The following is a 19,349-nucleotide window of genomic DNA, read 5'->3' as shown; positions in this document are numbered from 1 at the left end:
CCCCCCGCCAAGCAGCCCTCCACCGCCCCTCAGCGACGGCTCCCACCGCCCGCTCCTTGGCCACGCAGTGGACCGGCAACAGGCTCAGCCCCCACCCCCCGGCGGCGACCGCTCCCTCCAGAATCCCGGCGTCGGGCGCCACGACGAGTCTCACCACGGCCCACCACCACACCACGCCCAACACCACCCCCAGCCCCAGGCCGAGCCCCAACAGCACCCCCCGCCCCGCTGTTCGCCCCACTATTCGCCCCGCCGGGCTCGCCGCCGCCCCATCACACCGCCCAGCCCGCCCAGCCCGCGCAGCCCCCTCAGCCCGCCCAGCCCCCTGTCTCACACACTCTCCGCCTGGAACATCCAGTGATGCTTCTCCAGGTCGCCGGTGATCCCGATGAACAGGTCCTGGCTCACCGGATCCGCGTCCCCCGTGGCCGCCACCCGCTCCCGCATCCGGGTGATCACCGCGCCCAGCGCGGCGACCAGCGTCCCGACCGCGTCGGCGTCCTTGACCCAGCCCTCCGCCACCGCGCCGATCCCGCTGCTCGCGGCGACCGTCACCGCACGCCCGTCGGGCGAGACGCCCAGCGCCGAGGCGCGCTCCGCGACCGTGTCGGAGTGGGCGCGGGCGACGTCCACGACCTCGTCGAGCTGGAGGTGCACGGACCGGAAGCGCGGCCCGACGACGTTCCAGTGGACCTGTTTGGCGACGAGCGACAGGTCGACCAGATCGACGAGCGCGCCCTGCAAGGCCTCGGAGACGATCTTCAGGTCGGCGTCGGACAGGGGACTCTTCACCACGTACATCCGTACCTCCGATGGTTGGCTCCCGCCGTGCCCCTCCACGATGACCTCAGCGCCCGACACCGGCAAACGGACGCGAACCGAACACCGACCAACCGAAACCGAAACCGGAGCCGGACCCGGACCCGGACCCGGACCGGGAACAGAGCCCGGAACAGAGCCCGGAACGAAAACCCGTGACGAACACCCGCAACGAGAACCCGGAAACGGAACGCGAAAAGCCCCGACCGTACTCCTCCGGATCTACCGGAGAAGCCCCGGCCGGGGCTTCACAGATACCTGCCTACGTGCCTACCCGCGCCCTCGCGCAGGGATCCGCACGCACCTGGAAATCAAGCGGCGACCACGTCCACCGCCTCGGCGGGCGCCTTGATGGTCACCCGCTCCGGTGGCACACCGGTCACCGACACGGAACCCAGCATCGGACGGACCGACGTGGGGACAGGCTGGCTGGGGGTTGCCGCTGCAGACTGGGCCAGCTCGGCGAGAGCGAGCTCGTCGCTCACTTCCCGCATGAGCTCGGACATCCGTACGTCCAGCGCGTCGCAGATGGCGGAGAGCAGTTCGGAGGATGCCTCCTTCTGCCCCCGCTCCACCTCGGAGAGATAGCCGAGTGAGACTCGGGCGGACGAGGAGACTTCGCGCAGAGTACGGCCCTGGCGCTGGCGCTGCCGACGCAGCACGTCACCCAGCAGGCGACGGAGCAGAATCATCGGTGGCTCCCTCCTCGGACCGCGTAGCCGCATCCTTCACGCCCCACCGTACCGCCTCGCGCTGCGGCCGTGCGGGGAGCGATGTCGTGTTCACTCAGGGCTGCAAACATCAAAACCCCCCGTTCTGTTCCGTATCCTGTGCCCGCTCGTTCCCGGTCTGTTCGCCCGCAAGCTCTGTCAGGAGCAGTGCGAGTACGCTCCGTACACTCTCTCTACGAATTTCCGCCCGGTCGCCGTTCAACCGCAGGGCCTCCACTTTTCCGCCAGCGGCAGAACCGGAATCCGCGCCCACCGGCCCGTCCACGGCCACGAAGACCGTCCCGACGGGCTGTCCGTCCTGGGGGTCGGGGCCGGCCACCCCGGTCGTCGCGAGGCCCCAGTCGGCGCCCAGCGTCTTGCGTACTCCGGCCGCCATCTGGGCCGCGACCTGCGCATCCACCGCTCCGCGAGCGGCCAGCAGGCCCGCGTCCACGCCGAGCAGTTCGTGCTTGAGCTCGGTCGCGTAGGCGGTGACCGAACCGCGGAAGACCTTGGACGCCCCGGGCACCGATGTGATCTCCGCCGCAACGAGCCCACCGGTCAGCGACTCGGCCACGGCGAGCGTCTCCCCGTTGACCGTGAGTAGTCGCACCACGTCGGCGGCCACGGAACTCACGCTTCCGTCTCCCGCGCCGCGGCCTCGCGCTCGGCGATGCCCTGCCGGCGCAGCACAATGGCCTGTCTCACATAGTCGAGCCCGGTCACCACGGTCAGGACGACCGCCGCGGCCATCACCCAGAACCTCAGGGTCGCCAGCCACCCCGTCAGCGCCAGGACGTACATCCCGACGGCCACGCCCTGGGTGAGCGTCTTCAGCTTGCCGCCCCGGCTCGCCGGGATGACGCCGTACCGGATGACCAGGAAACGCAGCAGCGTGATCCCCAGTTCCCGGCCGAGGATCACCACCGTCACCCACCACGGCAGGTCGCCGAGCGAGGAGAGGCAGATCAGCGCCGCTCCCATGATCGCCTTGTCGGCGATGGGGTCGGCGATCTTCCCGAAGTCGGTGACGAGGTCGTACGTCCGGGCCAGATGGCCGTCGAACAGGTCGGTGATCATGGCGACGGCGAAGGCCGCCCAGGCGAACGCGCGCATCGCCGGGTCGTACCCGCCGTCGGCCAGCATCAGGGCGACGAAGCCGGGGACGAGGAGCAGCCGGAGCATGGTCAGCAGGTTGGCGATGTTCCAGACGCTCGCCTGGTTGACGGCGGCGGCGACGACCTTCCCACCGCGCACCGGCTTCGGACCGCCGGGCGCACCGGTCTCGACGACGCCGGAGGAGGCACCACCAGAGGAGGCACTGCCGGAGGCCGCACCGGAACCCGCGCTCGCGGGCGCGCCGTTCGCGCTGGAGGTGCCGCCCGCCGCCGATGCCGGGACTCCGGTCATCTGCCCGCCTCCTCACTACACGCGAGCGAACCCGGCAGGGGCTCGGCCACCAGGTCGACACCTTCCGTACCGACCACCTTCGCCTCGACCATACGGCCGACGCTCAGGCCTTCGCCGCTCGTGAGCAGCACCTGCCCGTCCGTCTCGGGGGCCTGGTGCGCGCCACGGCCGTAGGTGCCGTCCTCGGAGTCCACGGACTCGACCAGCACGTGCACGGTCTCGCCGACCCGCTCCTCGGCCCGCTGCGAGACGAGCTCCTCGGCGAGCCGGGAGACCCGGGCGAGGCGCTCCGCGACGATGTCGACGTCGAGCTTGTCGTCGTACGTCGCGGCCTCGGTGCCGTCCTCGTCGGAGTAGCCGAAGACGCCGATGGCGTCCAGCCGCGCGCCGTTCAGGAAGCGCTCCAGCTCCGCCAGGTCGGCCTCGGACTCGCCGGGGAAGCCCACGATGAAGTTGGAGCGCACGCCCGCCTGGGGCGCCTTGGCGCGGATGGTGTCGAGCAGTTCCAGGAAGCGGTCGGTGTCGCCGAAGCGGCGCATCGCGCGCAGCACACCGGGCGCGGAGTGCTGGAAGGACAGGTCGAAGTAGGGCGCGATCTTGGGCGTGGAGGTCAGCACGTCGATCAGACCGGGCCGCATCTCGGCCGGCTGGAGGTAGCTGACGCGGACCCGCTCCAGGCCGTCGACCTCGGCGAGCTCGGGCAGCAACGACTCCAGCAGGCGGATGTCGCCGAGGTCCTTGCCGTAGGAGGTGTTGTTCTCGGAGACCAGCATGATCTCCTTGACGCCCTGTTCGGCCAGCCACCGCGTCTCGTTCAGCACGTCGCTCGGGCGGCGGGAGATGAAGGAGCCGCGGAAGGACGGGATGGCGCAGAAGGTGCAGCGCCGGTCGCAGCCGGAGGCGAGCTTGACCGAGGCGACGGGGGAGCCGTCCAGCCGTCGGCGCAGGGGCGCGCGGGGGCCGGAGGCGGGCGCGAGGCCGTCCGGGAGGTCGGTCGGGCCGTGCCCGGGAAGGGCGACCGAAGCGGCCGAGTCCTGTCGCTCGGCCGGGCTGATGGGCAGCAGCTTGCGCCGGTCGCGCGGGGTGTGGGAGGCGTGGATGCCGCCGTTCAGGATGGTCTGGAGGCGGTCGGAGATGTCGGAGTAGTCGTCGAAGCCGAGCACGCCGTCGGCCTCGGGCAGGGCTTCGGCGAGTTCCTTGCCGTACCGCTCGGCCATGCAGCCCACGGCCACGACGGCCTGGGTTCTGCCGTGCCCCTTGAGGTCGTTGGCCTCGAGCAGGGCGTCGACGGAGTCCTTCTTGGCGGCGTCGACGAAACCGCAGGTGTTGACGACGGCCACGTCGGCGTCCTCGGCGTCCTCCACGAGCTGCCAGCCGTCCGCCTCCAAACGGCCTGCGAGCTCCTCCGAGTCCACCTCGTTACGGGCGCAGCCAAGGGTGACGAGTGCGACGGTACGGCGTTCAGGCATGGGCTCAAGACTACTTTGTCCCACCGACACCGAACGTCGACGGGGTTGACGAAGACCGCCAACCCCGTGACACCCGAAGCGCGGCCCGGCTCAGCCGACCTGCGGGTCGCCCTTCGTGTACGTCAGACGCTCCACCGCGCCGGGCCGGAAGTCGTCGTCGAGCTTCTTGCCGTTCACGTACAGATCGATCGCGCCGGCGTCGCCGAGGACGAGGTTGATCTTCTCGCTGTCCTGGAAGGTCTTGGAGTCGCCCTGCTTGAGCAGCCCGTCGAAGAGCAGGCGGCCGCTGTGGTCCTTGGCGGAGATCCAACTGCGTCCGTCGGTCGCGCTGACCTGGACGGTCACCTTGTCCTGGGGGGCGGCGGCGATGGCGCTGTCGGAGGGCTGCGGCGTCTTGTCGGCGGGCTTGGCGGTCTTCGGCGTGGGCGAGACGGTCTTGTCGGTGGCGGGGGTGGCCTCGGCGACCTGGTCCTTCGACCCGCCGCCGATGCCACCCTTGACCGCGGTGAAGCCGACGAAACCGACGACGGCGACGATCGCGGCGACCATGGCCGCCGTCCAGTTCGGCCCGCGCCGCTCGGGGCGGATGCGTTCCGCCTCGAACATGGGCGCGGCCGGGGTCGGTGCGGGCCGGCCGCCGTGCGTGTCGTCGAACCGCTCCATCAGCGGGGCGGGGTCGAGCTGGACGGCCCTGGCCAGGGTCCTGATGTGCCCGCGCGCGTAGACGTCTCCGCCGCAGGGAGCGAAGTCGTCGGCCTCGATGGCGTGGACGATGGCGATACGGACCCGGGTGGCGCTGCTGACGTCGTCGACGGTCAGCCCGGCCGCGATGCGCGCCTGCTGCAGGGCGCGGCCGATGGAGAAGGGGGCTTCCTCGGACGGGTCTTCGAACCGACGCTCGTCTTCAGGGGAGTTGCCGATGGACACGGGGGCGCCTTTCGAGCGTGTAGCCACCTGTGCTGGAGGTTCAGTCTAGGGGGGGTGCCAAAGGGAGGGGCAACCGGGCGGTGGGACTTTGTACGCCATCGGTATGGCCGGACACGCCGATGACGGGCCGGTTACGGCCCCGGCGAGGAGCCGCACCTGTCCTCTCGCTCAACTTGACGTACGTCAAAGGGAAACGGTTGCCCACCGCTCTCTAACGGGTGAGTCACGACCGGCCTCCGCTCCCCGCACATGCGTCTACCCCGAGGTCTACCCCGCAGACTCCCCCCGGATCACCGCGAGCACGCCGTCCAACTCGTCCGGCTTCACGAGAACGTCGCGCGCCTTGGATCCCTCGCTGGGCCCGACGATGTTCCGCGACTCCATGAGGTCCATCAGCCGGCCGGCCTTGGCGAAGCCGACGCGCAGCTTGCGCTGGAGCATGGACGTCGACCCGAACTGGGTGGAGACCACCAGCTCGGCCGCCTGGCACAGCAGGTCGAGGTCGTCGCCGATGTCCTCGTCGATCTCCTTCTTCTGCTTGGTGCCGACGGTGACGTCGTCCCGGAAGACCGGCGCCATCTGGTCCTTGCAGTGCTGGACGACCGCCGCGACCTCGTCCTCGGTCACGAAGGCGCCCTGCATCCGCGTGGGCTTGTTCTGGCCCATCGGCAGGAACAGCCCGTCGCCCTTGCCGATGAGCTTCTCGGCGCCCGGCTGGTCGAGGATGACGCGCGAGTCGGCGAGCGAGGAGGTGGCGAAGGCGAGCCGGGAGGGCACGTTCGCCTTGATGAGGCCGGTGACGACGTCGACCGACGGGCGCTGCGTGGCGAGCACCAGGTGGATGCCGGCCGCGCGGGCGAGCTGCGTGATCCGCACGATCGCGTCCTCGACGTCGCGCGGGGCGACCATCATCAGGTCGGCGAGCTCGTCCACGATCACCAGCAGGTACGGGTACGGCTGAAGCTCCCGCTCGCTGCCCAGGGGCGGCTTGACCTTGCCGTTCCTTATGGCCTCGTTGAAGTCGTCGATGTGCCGGAAGCCGTACGCCGCGAGGTCGTCGTAGCGCAGGTCCATCTCCCGTACGACCCACTGGAGCGCCTCGGCGGCCCGCTTGGGGTTGGTGATGATGGGCGTGATCAGGTGCGGGATGCCCTCGTAGGCGGTGAGCTCGACGCGCTTGGGGTCGACCAGGACCATCCGCACGTCCTCGGGGGTCGCGCGGACCATGATCGACGTGATCAGGCAGTTGATGCACGACGACTTGCCGGAACCGGTGGCTCCGGCCACCAGGACGTGCGGCATCTTCGCCAGGTTGGCCATCACGTAGCCGCCCTCGACGTCCTTGCCGAGCGCCACCAGCATCGGGTGGTCGTCCTCCGCCGCGTCCGCGAGCCGCAGGACGTCGCCGAGGTTGACCATCTCCCGGTCGGTGTTCGGGATCTCGATGCCGACCGCGGACTTGCCCGGGATCGGGCTGATGATCCGCACGTCGGGGCTGGCGACGGCGTACGCGATGTTCTTGGCCAGCGCGGTGATCCGCTCGACCTTCACGGCGGGGCCGAGCTCGACCTCGTAGCGCGTGACCGTCGGACCGCGGGTGAAGCCGGTGACGGCGGCGTCGACCTTGAACTCGGTGAAGACGTTCGTCAGCGAGGCGACGATGGCGTCGTTGGCGGCGCTGCGCGACTTGCCGGGGCCGCCGCGCTCCAGGAGGTCGAGGGAGGGCAGCGAGTAGGTGATGTCGCCGGAGAGCTGGAGCTGTTCGGCGCGCGGCGGCAGCTCGCGCATCTCCTCGGGGGCCGACTTGGTCAGGTCGGGGACAGCCCCGCCGACCTTGAGGCGCTCCTGCCGGGGGCGGGAGGCCGGTGCCGGGACGGGCGTCGGCGTCGTCGGCTCCCGGTCGCCGACGCTCACGCCCTGGGTGAGGTCGGCGACGAGCGGCGAGGGCGGCATGCCGTGCAGGACCGCGCCGTCGAGGTCGGCCGCGGCGGCCGCCGCGATGTCCACGGCGTCCAGTTCCCGGTCCATGGCCGGCTGCGGCACCGCCGAGCGCCGGGGGCGGCCGCGCCGCCGGGACAGCGCCTCCTGCTCGGCGTCGTCGGGGTCGTACGCCCGGGGGGCGCTCGAGCGCCGTCGGGGGCGGCCTGGCAGCGCCTCGCGCCACTGCTCGTCGTAGCGCGCGTCGTCGTCGGACTCGTCGTACTCGTCAGCCGGGTCGTGCAGGACGCCGAGCCGCACCCCGAGCTGCCGCAGCCGCTGCGGAATGGCGTTGACCGGGGTCGCCGTGACGACCAGCAGCCCGAACACCGTGAGCAGCACCAGCAGCGGTACGGCGAGGACGTCGCCCATGGTGTACGTCAGCGGGGTCGCCACGCCCCAGCCGATGAGACCGCCGGCGTCCCTTATCGCCTGCATGCCGGCGCTGCGGGCGGGCGCGCCGCAGGCGATGTGGACCTGGCCGAGCACGCCGATGACGAGCGCGGACAGGCCGATCACGATGCGGCCGTTGGCCTCGGGCTTCTCGGGGTGCCGGATGAGGCGCACGGCGATCACCGCGACGAGGATCGGCACCAGCAGGTCGAGCCGGCCGAAGGCGCCGGTCACCAGGATCTCGACGAGGCCGCCGACGGGACCGCGCAGGTCGGCCCAGGTGCCCGCGGCGACGATCAGCGCGACGCCGAACAGCAGCAGCGCGACGCCGTCCTTGCGGTGGGCCGGGTCGAGGTTCTTCGCGCCGTTCCCTATGCCCCGGAACACCGCACCGACGCCATGTGTCAGCCCGAGCCAGACGGCGCGGACCAGCCGGTAGATGCCACCGGTGGGATTGGGAGCCGGCGGGGGCGCGGGCGCGGGCTTCTCGGCCGCGGCTCTTTTGGCCGGCGCCTTTTTCGCGGCGGCCTTCTTCGCCGGAGCCTTCGCGGGAGCGGCCGCCCTCTTGGCGGGCGGCTTCTTGGCTGCGGAGGGACGTGAGGCCATGCTGTGAGGTTACCGGTGGAGACCACAAGGGACACGTGTGCCTACTGCTTCACCCGATCGTGTCGTCCAGGCGAAGGCGCGGAAGTGACGCGTCCGCAATGCCGGGAACGGGAACTGACGCGCCCTCATACGCAACTCCATGCGTCGCACGCGTCAGTTCCGCTCCGCGGATCCGATCAGTTCGGCGACGGCAGGGAGGTCGCGCCGCTGCCGGCGCCCGGCTCCAGGGCGTCCAGCGCCCGGCGCAGACCGGTCAGTTTGCGCTCCAGGTGCGCCGCCGTGGCCACCGCCGCCGCGTCCGCCGACTCGTCGTCGAGCTGCTTGGACAGGGCCTCCGCCTGCTCCTCGACGGCCGCGAGCCGCGCGGAGAGCTCGGCGAGCAGCCCCGCCGCCTCCTTGGCGCCGCCCGACGCGGTCTTGCCGCCACCGCCCTCCAACTGGAGCCGCAGCAGCGCCGCCTGCTCACGCAACTGGCAGTTCTTCATGTACAGCTCGACGAACACCGAGACCTTCGCGCGCAGCACCCACGGGTCGAACGGCTTGGAGATGTAGTCCACCGCACCCGCCGCATAACCCCGAAAGGTGTGGTGCGGCCCGTGGTTGATCGCGGTGAGGAAGATGATCGGGATGTCCCTGGTCCGCTCTCGCCGCTTGATGTGCGCGGCCGTCTCGAAGCCGTCCATTCCCGGCATCTGGACGTCCAGCAGAATGACCGCGAAGTCGTCCGTCAGCAGTGCTTTGAGCGCCTCTTCCCCGGACGATGCCCGCACCAGCGTCTGATCGAGCGCAGAGAGGATCGCCTCCAGCGCCAGCAGATTCTCCGGCCGGTCATCGACCAGGAGGATCTTGGCCTTCTGCACCATGGCCCGCCCTCCTCGCCCCGGCAGTGCACCGGGCGCCGCCCCTGGGGACGACTCCTTTGCGCCGCCCTTCCTTGTGCCGGTCATGGTAGCCGCACCCCGACCGTCACCACACCCTGTCACCGTAATGTCACTGTGCACGTAGCGGGAACGCGGCACGAGACCAGAAGGTTCCCCGAATCCCGCCCGGCTACACGGCGTCGGAAACCCCAAGTCGCCAACTCCGGCCCCGGGCCGATTGTTCCCGTCACGGCGCAGACTCTCTCACGCGTCCCGCATCCACTGCTGCATCACCGTCAGCAGGTGATCGGGGTCGACCGGCTTCGTCACATAGTCGGAGGCGCCCGACTCGAGGGCCTTCTCCCGGTCGCCCTTCATCGCCTTCGCCGTCAGCGCGATGATCGGCAGCCCGGAGAACTGCGGCATCCGCCGGATCGCCGTCGTCGTCGCGTAGCCGTCCATCTCGGGCATCATGATGTCCATCAGGACGACCGCCACGTCGTCGTGCTGCTCCAGGACCTCGATGCCCTCGCGGCCGTTCTCCGCGTACAGCACCGACAGGCCGTGCTGTTCCAGGACGCTGGTCAGCGCGAACACGTTGCGGATGTCGTCGTCGACGATGAGCACCTTCTCGCCGCCGAACCGGATGCCCACGCGCGCGGGTGCCTCCGAGTCCTGTCCACGCGCCGGCCAGTGCTCCGGCCGCCCCACCTGCTCGCCGCTGTTCGCCATCCGGCGCCGGCGCCGGAACAGCGCCGCCGGACCGTTCTGCGCGTCCTGGTACGACCGCACCTCGGACGGCATCCGGATCTCCGCCTCGGACAGCTCCGACAGCTCGGCCGCCCCGCTGCTCTCCGAGGCCACCAGGTCGCCGGCCTCCAGCGCGGGCACGACCTGCTGGTAGCCCTGCGGCGGCAACTCGCTCGGGTGCAGCGGCAGATACAGCGCGAACGTCGAACCACGGCTCGGCTCGCTCTGCGCGTGGATCTCACCGCCGAGCAACTGCGCGATCTCCCGCGAGATGGACAACCCCAGCCCCGTACCGCCGTACTTGCGGCTGGTGGTGCCGTCCGCCTGCTTGAACGCCTCGAAGATCACCCGCATCTTGCTCGCCGCGATCCCGATCCCGGTGTCGGTCACCGAGAACGCGATCAGCGGCGCGTCGGCGTCTGTCAGCGAACCGGCCTCCAGCAACTGCTCCCGGATCGCCACCGGCACCTCCGCCCCGGCCGGCCGGATGACCAGCTCGACCGAACCGGAGTCGGTGAACTTCACCGCGTTCGACAGCAGGTTGCGCAGCACCTGAAGCAGCCGCTGCTCGTCGGTGTGCAGCGTGGCCGGCAGCTCCGGCGACACCCGCACCGACAGGTCGAGGCCCTTCTCCGCGGTCAGCGGCCGGAAGGTGGCCTCCACGTAGTCGACCAACTGGACGAGCGCGATCCTGGTCGGCGAGACGTCCATCTTGCCCGCCTCGACCTTCGACAGGTCCAGGATGTCGTTGATCAACTGGAGCAGGTCGGAACCGGCCCCGTGGATCGTCTCGGCGAACTCGACCTGCTTCGGCGAGAGGTTGCCCTCCGCGTTGTCGGCGAGCAGCTTGGCCAGGATCAGCAGCGAGTTGAGCGGCGTACGCAGCTCGTGCGACATGTTGGCGAGGAACTCGCTCTTGTAGCGCATCGACACCGCGAGCTGCTCGGCGCGCTCCTCCAGGACCTGCCGCGCCTCCTCGATCTCGGTGTTCTTCACCTCGATGTCACGGTTCTGCTGCGCCAGCAGCTCGGCCTTCTCCTCCAGTTCGGCGTTGGACGCCTGAAGGGCCTTCTGCCGCTGCTCCAACTCCGCCGACCGCTCCCGCAGTTGCTCGGTCAGCTCCTGCGACTGCTTCAGCAGCAGCTCGGTCTTGGTGTTGACGGAGATGGTGTTGACGCTGGTCGCGATCATCTCGGCGAGCTGGTTGAGGAAGTCCTTCTGGATCTGGGTGAACTTCGTGAACGACGCCAGCTCGATCACCCCGAGCACCAGCCCCTCGAACAGCACCGGCAACACGATCACCTGCGCGGGCGGCGCCTCGCCGAGCCCCGAGGAGATCTTCAGATAGCCGCTCGGCGCGTTCGCGACGAGAATCGTGCGCTTCTCCTGCGCGGCCGTCCCGACCAGCGCCTCCCCCGGCCGGAACGACGTCGGCATGGAGCCCATGGAGTACCCGTACGACCCCAGCATGCGCAGCTCGTACTGGTCGGCGTCGCCGTCGGCCGGCGGCATCGCCAGGAAGAACGCGCCGTGCTGCGCGGCCACCAGGGGCGGCAGCTCGCTCATGATGAGCGAGGCCACGTCCTCCAGGTCGCGCCGCCCCTGCATCAGGGCCGACACGCGCGCGAGGTTGCCCTTGAGCCAGTCCTGCTCCTTGTTGGCGATCGTGGTGTCACGCAGGTTGGCGATCATCTTGTTGATGTAGTCCTGGAGTTCCTGGATCTCCCCGGACGCGTCCACGTCGATCTTCAGGTTCAGGTCGCCGCGGGTCACCGCCGTCGCCACGCGCGCGATGGCCCGCACCTGCCGGGTCAGGTTCCCGGCCATCTCGTTCACCGACTCGGTGAGGTCGCGCCAGGTCCCGTCGACGTCACGCACGCGTGCCTGCCCGCCGAGCTGCCCCTCCGTACCCACCTCGCGGGCGACCCGGGTGACCTCCTCGGCGAACGACGACAACTGGTCGACCATCGTGTTGATGGTCGTCTTCAGCTCGAGGATCTCCCCGCGCGCGTCGATGTCGATCTTCTTCGTCAGGTCGCCCTTGGCAATGGCCGTCGTGACCATGGCGATGTTGCGCACCTGGCCGGTCAGGTTGGACGCCATGCCGTTCACCGAGTCGGTGAGGTCCTTCCAGGTGCCCGCCACCCCCGGCACATGCGCCTGACCACCGAGGATGCCGTCCGTGCCCACCTCACGAGCCACCTTGGTGACCTGGTCGGCGAACGAACTCAGCGTCTTCACCATGGTGTTGAAGGTGTCGGCGAGCTGCTGCACCTCGCCGCGCGCCTCGATCGTCACCGTCCGCGTCAGGTCCCCGTTGGCGACGGCCGCCGCGACCTGGGAGATGTTGCGCACCTGCATGGTCAGGTTCTTGGCCATCAGGTTGACGTTGTCGGTGAGGTCCTTCCAGATGCCCGTGACGCCCGACGCGTGCGCCTGCCCGCCGAGGATGCCCTCGGTGCCCACCTCGCGGGCCACCCGGGTCACCTGCTCGGCGAACGACGACAACTGGTCCACCATCGTGTTCACGGTGGTGACGAGCTCGAGGATCTCGCCCTTGGCGTCGACGGTGATCTTCTTCGACAGGTCGCCCTTGGCGACCGCGGTCGTGACATCGGCGATCTGACGCACCTGGATCGTCAGGTTGTTCGCCATGAAGTTCACGGACTGCGTGAGGTCCTTCCAGGTGCCGGAGACCCCCTGCACCTCGGCCTGCCCGCCGAGCTGCCCCTCCGTACCGACCTCCCGGGCCACCCGGGTGACCTCCTGGGCGAACGACGACAACTGGTCGACCATCGTGTTCAGGGTGTTCTTCAGCTCCAGGATCTCCCCGCGCGCGTCCACGGTGATCTTCTGGGAGAGGTCGCCGCGGGCCACGGCGGTGGCCACCTGCGCGATGTTGCGCACCTGGGCGGTGAGGTTGCCGGCCATGCCGTTCACCGAGTCCGTCAGGTCCCGCCACACCCCGGCCACCCCGGGCACCTGCGCCTGCCCGCCGAGCTGCCCCGCCGTGCCCACCTCGCGCGCGACCCGGGTCACCTGGTCGGCGAAGGCGGAGAGCTGGTCGACCATCGTGTTGATGGTGTTCTTCAGCTCCAGGATCTCGCCGCGCGCGTCGACGTCGATCTTCTGCGACAGGTCGCCCCGGGCCACGGCCGTCGTCACCTGCGCGATGTTGCGCACCTGCGACGTGAGGTTGCCCGCCATCGAGTTGACGGAGTCGGTGAGTTCCTTCCATGTCCCCGCCGCGCCCGGCACGTTCGCCTGCCCGCCGAGCCGGCCCTCCGTGCCCACGTCCCGGGCCATCCGGGTCACCTGGTCGGCGAACGACGACAACTGGTCCACCATCGTGTTCACGGTGTTCTTCAACTGGGCCATCTCGCCCGAGACGTCCACCGTGACCTTCTGCGACAGGTCGCCGTTGGCCACCGCCGTGGTGACCTGCGCGATGTTCCTCACCTGTCCGGTGAGATTCCTGAACGCCGTGTTGACGGAGTCCGTCAGGTCCTTCCACGTCCCGGCCGCGCCCGACACCTGCGCCTGACCGCCGAGCTCACCCTCGACCCCGATCTCCCGCGCCACCCGCGTGACCTCGGCGCCGAACGCCGACAACTGGTCGACCATCCCGTTGACGGTGTTCTTCAGCTCCAGCATCTCGCCGGCCACGTCCACCGTGACCTTCTGCGACAGATCACCGCTGGCCACGGCCGTCGTCACCGCGGCGATGTCCCTCACCTGAATGGTGAGATTGCGGAACACCGTGTTGACGGAGTCCGTCAGGTCCTTCCACGTCCCCGCCGCACCCGGCACGTTCGCCTGACCGCCGAGCTGCCCCGCGGCCCCGACCTCGTTGGCCACGCGCGTGACCTCGTCCGCGAAGGTCCGCAGCGTCTCGGTCATCTGGTTGATCGTGTCCGCGAGCTGCGCGACCTCGCCGCGCGCCGACACCGTCACCTTCTGCGACAGATCGCCGTTGGCGACCGCCGTCGTCACCTCCGCGATCCCGCGCACCTGGGCCGTCAGGTTCCCGGCCATGGTGTTCACCGAATCGGTGAGCTCCTTCCACACCCCGTCCACGCCGGACACCTGCGCCTGACCGCCGAGAATGCCCTCGGTGCCCACCTCCCGGGCGACCCGGGTCACCTCGGACGAGAACGCGGAGAGCTGGTCCACCATCGTGTTGACGGTGTTCTTCAGCTCGAGCATCTCGCCCTCGACGTGAACCGTCACCTTCCGGGACAGATCACCCTTGGCCACGGCCGTCGTCACCAGCGCGATGTCCCGCACCTGCGCCGTCAACCGGTACGCCATCGTGTTGACGGACTCCGTCAGGTCCTTCCACGAACCCGACATACCGCGCACCTGGGCCTGCCCGCCGAGCTTGCCCTCGGTGCCCACCTCACTGGCCACGCGCGTGACCTCGTCGGTGAACGTCGACAACTGGTCGACCAGGTTGTTGACCGTCCGCCCGACCTTCAGGAACTCCCCGCGCAGCGGATGCCCGGTCCCCTCAGGCGTGTGCGTCCTGAGCTCCATCCGCGGCGACAGATCACCCTCGGCCACCGCCGACAGCACCCGCCCGACCTCGGAAACAGGCCGTACGAGGTCGTCGACCAGCGCGTTCGAGTTGTCGATGGCGGTCGCCCAGGACCCCTCACAGGCGCCCGTCTCCAGCCGCTCGGTGAGCTTTCCCTCCCGTCCCACCATGCGCCGCACCCGCGACAGCTCACCCGTGAGGTGGAGATTTCGGTCCGCGACCTCGTTGAACACGGCCGCGATCTCCGACATCACGCCGTCCCCGGACACCGTGAGCCGCTTGCGGAAATTGCCCTCCCGCATGGACACCAGGGCGACCAGCAGCCGGTCCAGGGCCGCCGTGTCCACGACGGTCGTCCCGCCGCGTGGGGTGCGCTGCCTGCTCAGGGACTGTCCGCCTTTCGCGCGCGCCTTAGTGCCGCGCGTCGCTGCGCCAGACTCCACTTGCCCCTCCCGCAGGGATCGACCGTCATCGCTGTGCCTGGGTGCTGCTGGTGGTACTGGTGCTACTGCTCGCCGTACCTGTTACCGCCGGGTATGCCGCCTGATCAAACCAGGCGTGCCCGGGAGGCTGCTGCCCCCTGTACTCAGAAGACACCCAGTCTGCCCGGACCTTCACAAGAAGCTTGCCCAGTGTTTCACCCTTGCCGAACACGGCCATAACAGTTCGGCAGCTTCGCACATCGTCCCCACACCCTCGGGCGAAAACGAGGGTGACCGGCATCCGCAGGGACCCGGAAGGTAAGTAACCTTGCATCCGGCTGTCCAGCCACGCCGGTCCGTCCGGCCTGGGCGGTGGCACGAGCACGAGCGGGCATCGGAGGGGCGGCCGCACACATGACCACCGGACTGATCCCGGGGGGACAGACCCCGGACCCCCGGCCTTCAACCACGCGTCCGCCCCACCAGCGGCGCGACCTGGCCGATCAGGGATCCCTGCACGTCGACGACCGGCCGAGGAGTTCTGTGATCACCGCGCGCGCGGCCGCCAACTTCGAGCCCGTCGGGCGCTCGGTGGCGACGGCCCGCTCCTTCGTCCGCGACACCCTCCAGGGCTGGGGTTTCGCCGACATCGTCGACGACGCCGTCGTCCTCACCAGTGAACTGGTGACGAACGCGGTCGTCCACGCGGGCACCCACGCCGACGTCCTGTGCCTGCGCAGCGACGACGGCGTCCGCATCGAGGTGGCCGACCGGTATCCCGAGCGCGAGATCCCCCTCCAGGGCTCCCTTGCCACCATGGGCAACCCCGACCGCGAGGGCGGCCGCGGCCTCCAGCTCTGCGCGGCCATCGCCGGCCGCTGGGGCGTCGACTACACCCCCACCCACAAAAAGGTCTGGTTCCACCTCGACCTCCCCGACCGCCCGGTGGGCACCCGCGCCGCCGGCCCGTCCCTCCCGGCCGACCTCCTCCCGCTCGCCGACAGCCGCGTCCGCGTGGCGGTCGTCCAGATCGACCGCACGGGCGCCATCTCCGCGTGGAACGAGGACGCCGAGGAACTCTTCGGCTACCCCGCCGACCAGGTCATCGGCAAGCCCCTCACCGACCTCGCCGCCTGGCCGCACACCCCCGGCACCAGCACCGGCATCGTGGAGGCCCTCCAGCTCTCCCGCTGGGAGGGCAGCTACGGCATCCGCAGCTCCAGCGGCCGCGTCACCCCCGTGTACGCCTCCCACCTGCGGGTCCGCGACACCGACGGCGAGCCCTCCACGGTCTGTCTCCTCGTCCGCGACCACGAACGCGCTGTCCTGCAGACCCCGTTGCGCGTCCCGGCCTCCGACCCGGCCACCGGCTCCGACGGCCAGGGCGCCGACCCCTTCGAGGTCTTCATCGGCTCCCCGGCCCCGGACGACCTCGACGGCCTCCTCCAGCGCACGGTGGAACGCGCCCGCGACATGCTCGACGCCGACTCCGCGTTCCTCCTCCTGGCGACCGACGACGAGACGGAGTTGGAGGTCCGCGCCTCCACCGGCCTGCCCTCCGCCCGCCAGCGCTTCGCGCGCGTGCCCGTCGAGGCGGGCCCCGGCCGCTACGGCTCGGCCCGCATGCCGGCCGTCCACGAGGACCTGTCGGCCGTCCCCGGCGCCGTCCCCCTGCTGAACGGCACGGGCATGCGCTCGGTCGTCACGGTCCCCCTGAAGGTCGAGGGCCGCCTCACCGGCTCCCTCGGCGTCGCCGCCGAGGCCCCGAACCGCTACTCCAACGAGGAGGCCCTGCGCCTGCAGTTCGCGGCCGACCGCATCGCGCTGGCCGTGGAGTCGGCCCGGCTGGGCGAGCTGGAGCGCCTGCGCCGCGGCTCCCTGAGCTTCCTCGTCGAGGCCTCCGACCTCCTCGCGGGCACCCTGGACCGCGACCAGACCCTGGCCCTGATGGCCCAGATGACGGTCCCGACCCTGGCCACCTGGTGCGCGGTCTACACGATCGCCGACCAGGCCTCCGACCCCTACCTCTCGTACGTCCTGCACGAGGACGAGGAACTCATCGACGGCATCAAGTCGTTGCTGTCGAAGATCGCCCCGCCGGACCCGGTCCCCACCCCCGGCGCCCGGGTCTGGGCGGCCCCCGCCGAGGCCGCGCACGACGCCGCCCTGCGCAGCTCCATGCGCAGCCTGGGCCTGACCGGCGGCCCGACCCACCAGATGTCCTCAGGGATCGGCCCCACCCTGGCGACGGCCTCGGCGGTGGGCGGCGAGACCGTCGTCCTCCCGCTGGTCGCCCGCAACCGCGTCATCGGCATGCTGACCCTCGGCAAGCCCACCGACGAACACTTCCGCCAGGAAATCCTGGAACTGGCCGAGGACTTGTCCCGCCGCGCCGCCCTCGCCCTCGACAACGCCCGCCTGTACTCGGAGCGCACGGCCATCAGCCAGGCCCTCCAGCGCAGCCTGCTGCCCCCGGAGACCCCCAAGATCGACGGCGTCGAGGTCGAGGTCATCTACCGAGCGGCCGGCGAGGGCAACGAGGTGGGCGGCGACTTCTACGACGTCTTCCCCATCAGCGACGGCGTCTACGGCTTCGCCATCGGCGACGTCTGCGGCACGGGCCCGAACGCGGCGGCGGTGACGGGCCTGGCCCGCCACGCCCTGCGCCTGCTGGCCCGCGAGGGCCTCAGCGGCCCGGCCGTCCTGGAGCGCCTCAACTCGGCGATCCTCGACGAGGGCGCCCGCAGCCGCTTCCTGACCCTCCTCTACGGCGAGATGCGCCCGCAGGAGGACGGCAGCGCGGAACTGAAGGTGGTCTGCGCCGGCCACCCGCTCCCCCTCCGCCTCCGCCAGGACGGCACGGTGGAGGCGGCCGCCGAACCCCAGCCGCTCCTGGGCGTCTTGGAGGACCTGGAGCTCTACGAGCAGACGGTCACCCTCGACCCGGGCGATGTCCTGCTCTGCGTCACGGACGGCGTCACCGAGCGTCGCGAGGGCACCCGCATGCTGGGCGACGACGGTCTCGCCGACGTCCTCACGACCTGCACGGGCCTGACGGCGGGCGCGGTCGCCGCCCGCATCATGCGCGCGGTGGAACGCTTCGCGTCCGACGCCCCGTCCGACGACATGGCGATCCTGGCGATGCGGGTGGCGTAAGGAAAGCAGGGCATGAGAAAAGCCCCCGCCCGAAAGGGCGAGGGCTTTCTTTTGTGGAGCCCCCTAACGGAATCGAACCGTTGACCTTCTCCTTACCATGGAGACGCTCTGCCGACTGAGCTAAGGGGGCCAGCTACTTTTCGAGGTTTCCCTCGCGGCAACGAAATAGATCATACCCCGAACGAGCCGGTGTTCCCAAACTCGTTCAGAACGCGGGCTGAAGCAACCCGCCCAGCGCGTTGCAGGCCACCACAATGCGCTGCATGTCCCGCTTCGTCAACGAGGCGTCCACCGGCAACGCGAGCGTCTCGTCGGCCGCCGACTCGGTCTCCGGCAATGACACACACCGCCTGAACTCGGGCAGCCGGTGCACCGGGGTCTTCACCGGCACCCGGCACGCAACTCCCCTCCCCCGCAAGGCGCGCGCGAACGCATCACGGTCGGGCCGCCCGTTCCCCGGCACCCGCACGACGTACTGCTGATAGGTGTGCCCGTCCCCACCATCAGGCATCCGCACGCCCCTCAACCGCCCGTCCAGATAGGCGGCCCGCTCCCGACGCTGCGCGATCTCGTCGTACGGAGCCTCGGACTCCCCCTCTTCGAGCACCAACAGCCCGTGCCGCTGCCCCACAGCGTGCAACCGCCCGACATCCGCTGGCCGACCGAAGCGATGGACGACAACTACGGCCGCGCTCCGCGACGTTACGGCCGCTTCGACGGCAGCCGGGTCGAGGCAGTACGTCACCGGATCGACATCCGCGAACACCGGCAGCGCACCCACCAGGGTTGCCGCTCCGGCGATCTCCGCGTTCCCGAAGGCCGGCACGATGACCTCATCACCGACTCCGACGCCTGCGGCCCTGAGCATTGCAGCAGTACCCATGCCGTGGATGCTGAGGGCGCAACATGAACTTCAAGTGGCCAACAACAAAAAAGGGTTGGGCTCTGAACCGAAGTTCAGAACCCAACCCTTTGAATGATTGTTCGGCGGTGTCCTACTCTCCCACAGGGTCCCCCCTGCAGTACCATCGGCGCTGTAAGGCTTAGCTTCCGGGTTCGGAATGTAACCGGGCGTTTCCCTCACGCTATGACCACCGAAACACTATGAAACTGTTTCAGCCGCACCACACCCTGTGGCCCAGGGATATGGGGCTGTTCGTGGTTTCAGAACCAACACAGTGGACGCGAGCAACTGAGGACAAGCCCTCGGCCTATTAGTACCAGTCAGCTTCACCCATTACTGGGCTTCCACATCCGGCCTATCAACCCAGTCGTCTACTGGGAGCCTTAACCCCTCAAAGGGGGTGGGAATA

At 69.9% G+C, this 19,349-nt stretch carries 12 protein-coding genes, 1 tRNA gene and 2 rRNA genes; 1 reads left to right on the top strand and 14 read right to left on the bottom strand.

The window, feature by feature from the left end:
* The 10 genes from BMZ82_RS41445 to BMZ82_RS37890 all read right to left on the bottom strand — a co-directional run.
* On the bottom strand, nucleotides 1-244 hold a 244-nt coding region (locus tag BMZ82_RS41445), incomplete at its 3' end, for a hypothetical protein (RefSeq protein WP_371271363.1).
* 86 nt (nucleotides 245-330) lie between these two features.
* Nucleotides 331-801 (bottom strand): Dps family protein, encoded by a 471-nt coding sequence (locus BMZ82_RS37930; RefSeq protein WP_093781952.1) that lies wholly within the window; start codon nucleotides 799-801, stop codon nucleotides 331-333.
* A gap of 329 nt (nucleotides 802-1,130) precedes the next feature.
* Nucleotides 1,131-1,511 carry a helix-turn-helix domain-containing protein gene (locus BMZ82_RS37925; RefSeq protein ID WP_057575292.1) on the bottom strand — a complete coding sequence of 127 codons (381 nt, stop codon included), beginning with the start codon at nucleotides 1,509-1,511 and terminating at the stop codon, nucleotides 1,131-1,133.
* 109 nt (nucleotides 1,512-1,620) lie between these two features.
* A complete protein-coding gene (locus BMZ82_RS37920; protein WP_093781951.1) occupies nucleotides 1,621-2,166 on the bottom strand; it encodes a CinA family protein in 546 nt (181 codons plus the stop codon).
* Complete coding sequence (gene pgsA, locus BMZ82_RS37915; RefSeq protein ID WP_093781950.1) at nucleotides 2,163-2,939, bottom strand: CDP-diacylglycerol--glycerol-3-phosphate 3-phosphatidyltransferase; 777 nt, start codon at nucleotides 2,937-2,939, stop codon at nucleotides 2,163-2,165. Before pgsA ends, BMZ82_RS37920 begins: the two co-directional genes overlap by 4 nt.
* The gene (gene rimO, locus BMZ82_RS37910) at nucleotides 2,936-4,408 is read right to left on the bottom strand and encodes a 30S ribosomal protein S12 methylthiotransferase RimO (protein WP_093781949.1); all 1,473 of its coding nucleotides are present in this window, start codon (nucleotides 4,406-4,408) and stop codon (nucleotides 2,936-2,938) included. The genes pgsA and rimO overlap by 4 nt, the downstream gene beginning before the upstream one ends.
* A 90-nt stretch (nucleotides 4,409-4,498) precedes the next feature.
* Nucleotides 4,499-5,335 carry a helix-turn-helix domain-containing protein gene (locus BMZ82_RS37905; RefSeq protein WP_093781948.1) on the bottom strand — a complete coding sequence of 279 codons (837 nt, stop codon included), beginning with the start codon at nucleotides 5,333-5,335 and terminating at the stop codon, nucleotides 4,499-4,501.
* A 267-nt stretch (nucleotides 5,336-5,602) separates the two neighbouring features.
* The gene (locus BMZ82_RS37900) at nucleotides 5,603-8,311 is read right to left on the bottom strand and encodes a DNA translocase FtsK (RefSeq protein WP_093781947.1); all 2,709 of its coding nucleotides are present in this window, start codon (nucleotides 8,309-8,311) and stop codon (nucleotides 5,603-5,605) included.
* A 176-nt stretch (nucleotides 8,312-8,487) separates the two neighbouring features.
* Nucleotides 8,488-9,174, bottom strand: coding sequence for a response regulator (locus BMZ82_RS37895; protein WP_093781946.1), 687 nt, complete (start codon nucleotides 9,172-9,174; stop codon nucleotides 8,488-8,490).
* Between the two features lie 261 nt (nucleotides 9,175-9,435).
* Nucleotides 9,436-14,901, bottom strand: coding sequence for a HAMP domain-containing protein (locus tag BMZ82_RS37890; protein WP_093781945.1), 5,466 nt, complete (start codon nucleotides 14,899-14,901; stop codon nucleotides 9,436-9,438).
* A gap of 393 nt (nucleotides 14,902-15,294) precedes the next feature.
* Between BMZ82_RS37890 and BMZ82_RS37885 the strand changes: the two genes are divergently transcribed.
* Nucleotides 15,295-18,036 carry a SpoIIE family protein phosphatase gene (locus BMZ82_RS37885; RefSeq protein ID WP_093781944.1) on the top strand — a complete coding sequence of 914 codons (2,742 nt, stop codon included), beginning with the start codon at nucleotides 15,295-15,297 and terminating at the stop codon, nucleotides 18,034-18,036.
* 54 nt (nucleotides 18,037-18,090) lie between these two features.
* Here BMZ82_RS37885 and BMZ82_RS37880 read toward each other — a convergent pair.
* The 4 genes from BMZ82_RS37880 to BMZ82_RS37865 all read right to left on the bottom strand — a co-directional run.
* Nucleotides 18,091-18,166, bottom strand: a tRNA-Thr gene (locus BMZ82_RS37880).
* 75 nt (nucleotides 18,167-18,241) lie between these two features.
* The gene (locus BMZ82_RS37875) at nucleotides 18,242-18,904 is read right to left on the bottom strand and encodes a DegT/DnrJ/EryC1/StrS family aminotransferase (RefSeq protein WP_093781943.1); all 663 of its coding nucleotides are present in this window, start codon (nucleotides 18,902-18,904) and stop codon (nucleotides 18,242-18,244) included.
* A gap of 114 nt (nucleotides 18,905-19,018) precedes the next feature.
* Nucleotides 19,019-19,135, bottom strand: a 5S ribosomal RNA gene (gene rrf / locus BMZ82_RS37870).
* A gap of 95 nt (nucleotides 19,136-19,230) precedes the next feature.
* A 23S ribosomal RNA gene (locus BMZ82_RS37865) occupies nucleotides 19,231-19,349 on the bottom strand; the annotation flags it as partial.

Source organism: Streptomyces sp. yr375, from assembly GCF_900110755.1.
Classification (GTDB): domain Bacteria; phylum Actinomycetota; class Actinomycetes; order Streptomycetales; family Streptomycetaceae; genus Streptomyces.
Note: the sequence above shows the minus strand (reverse complement) of the source record. Positions and strands in the feature narration are given on the sequence as shown.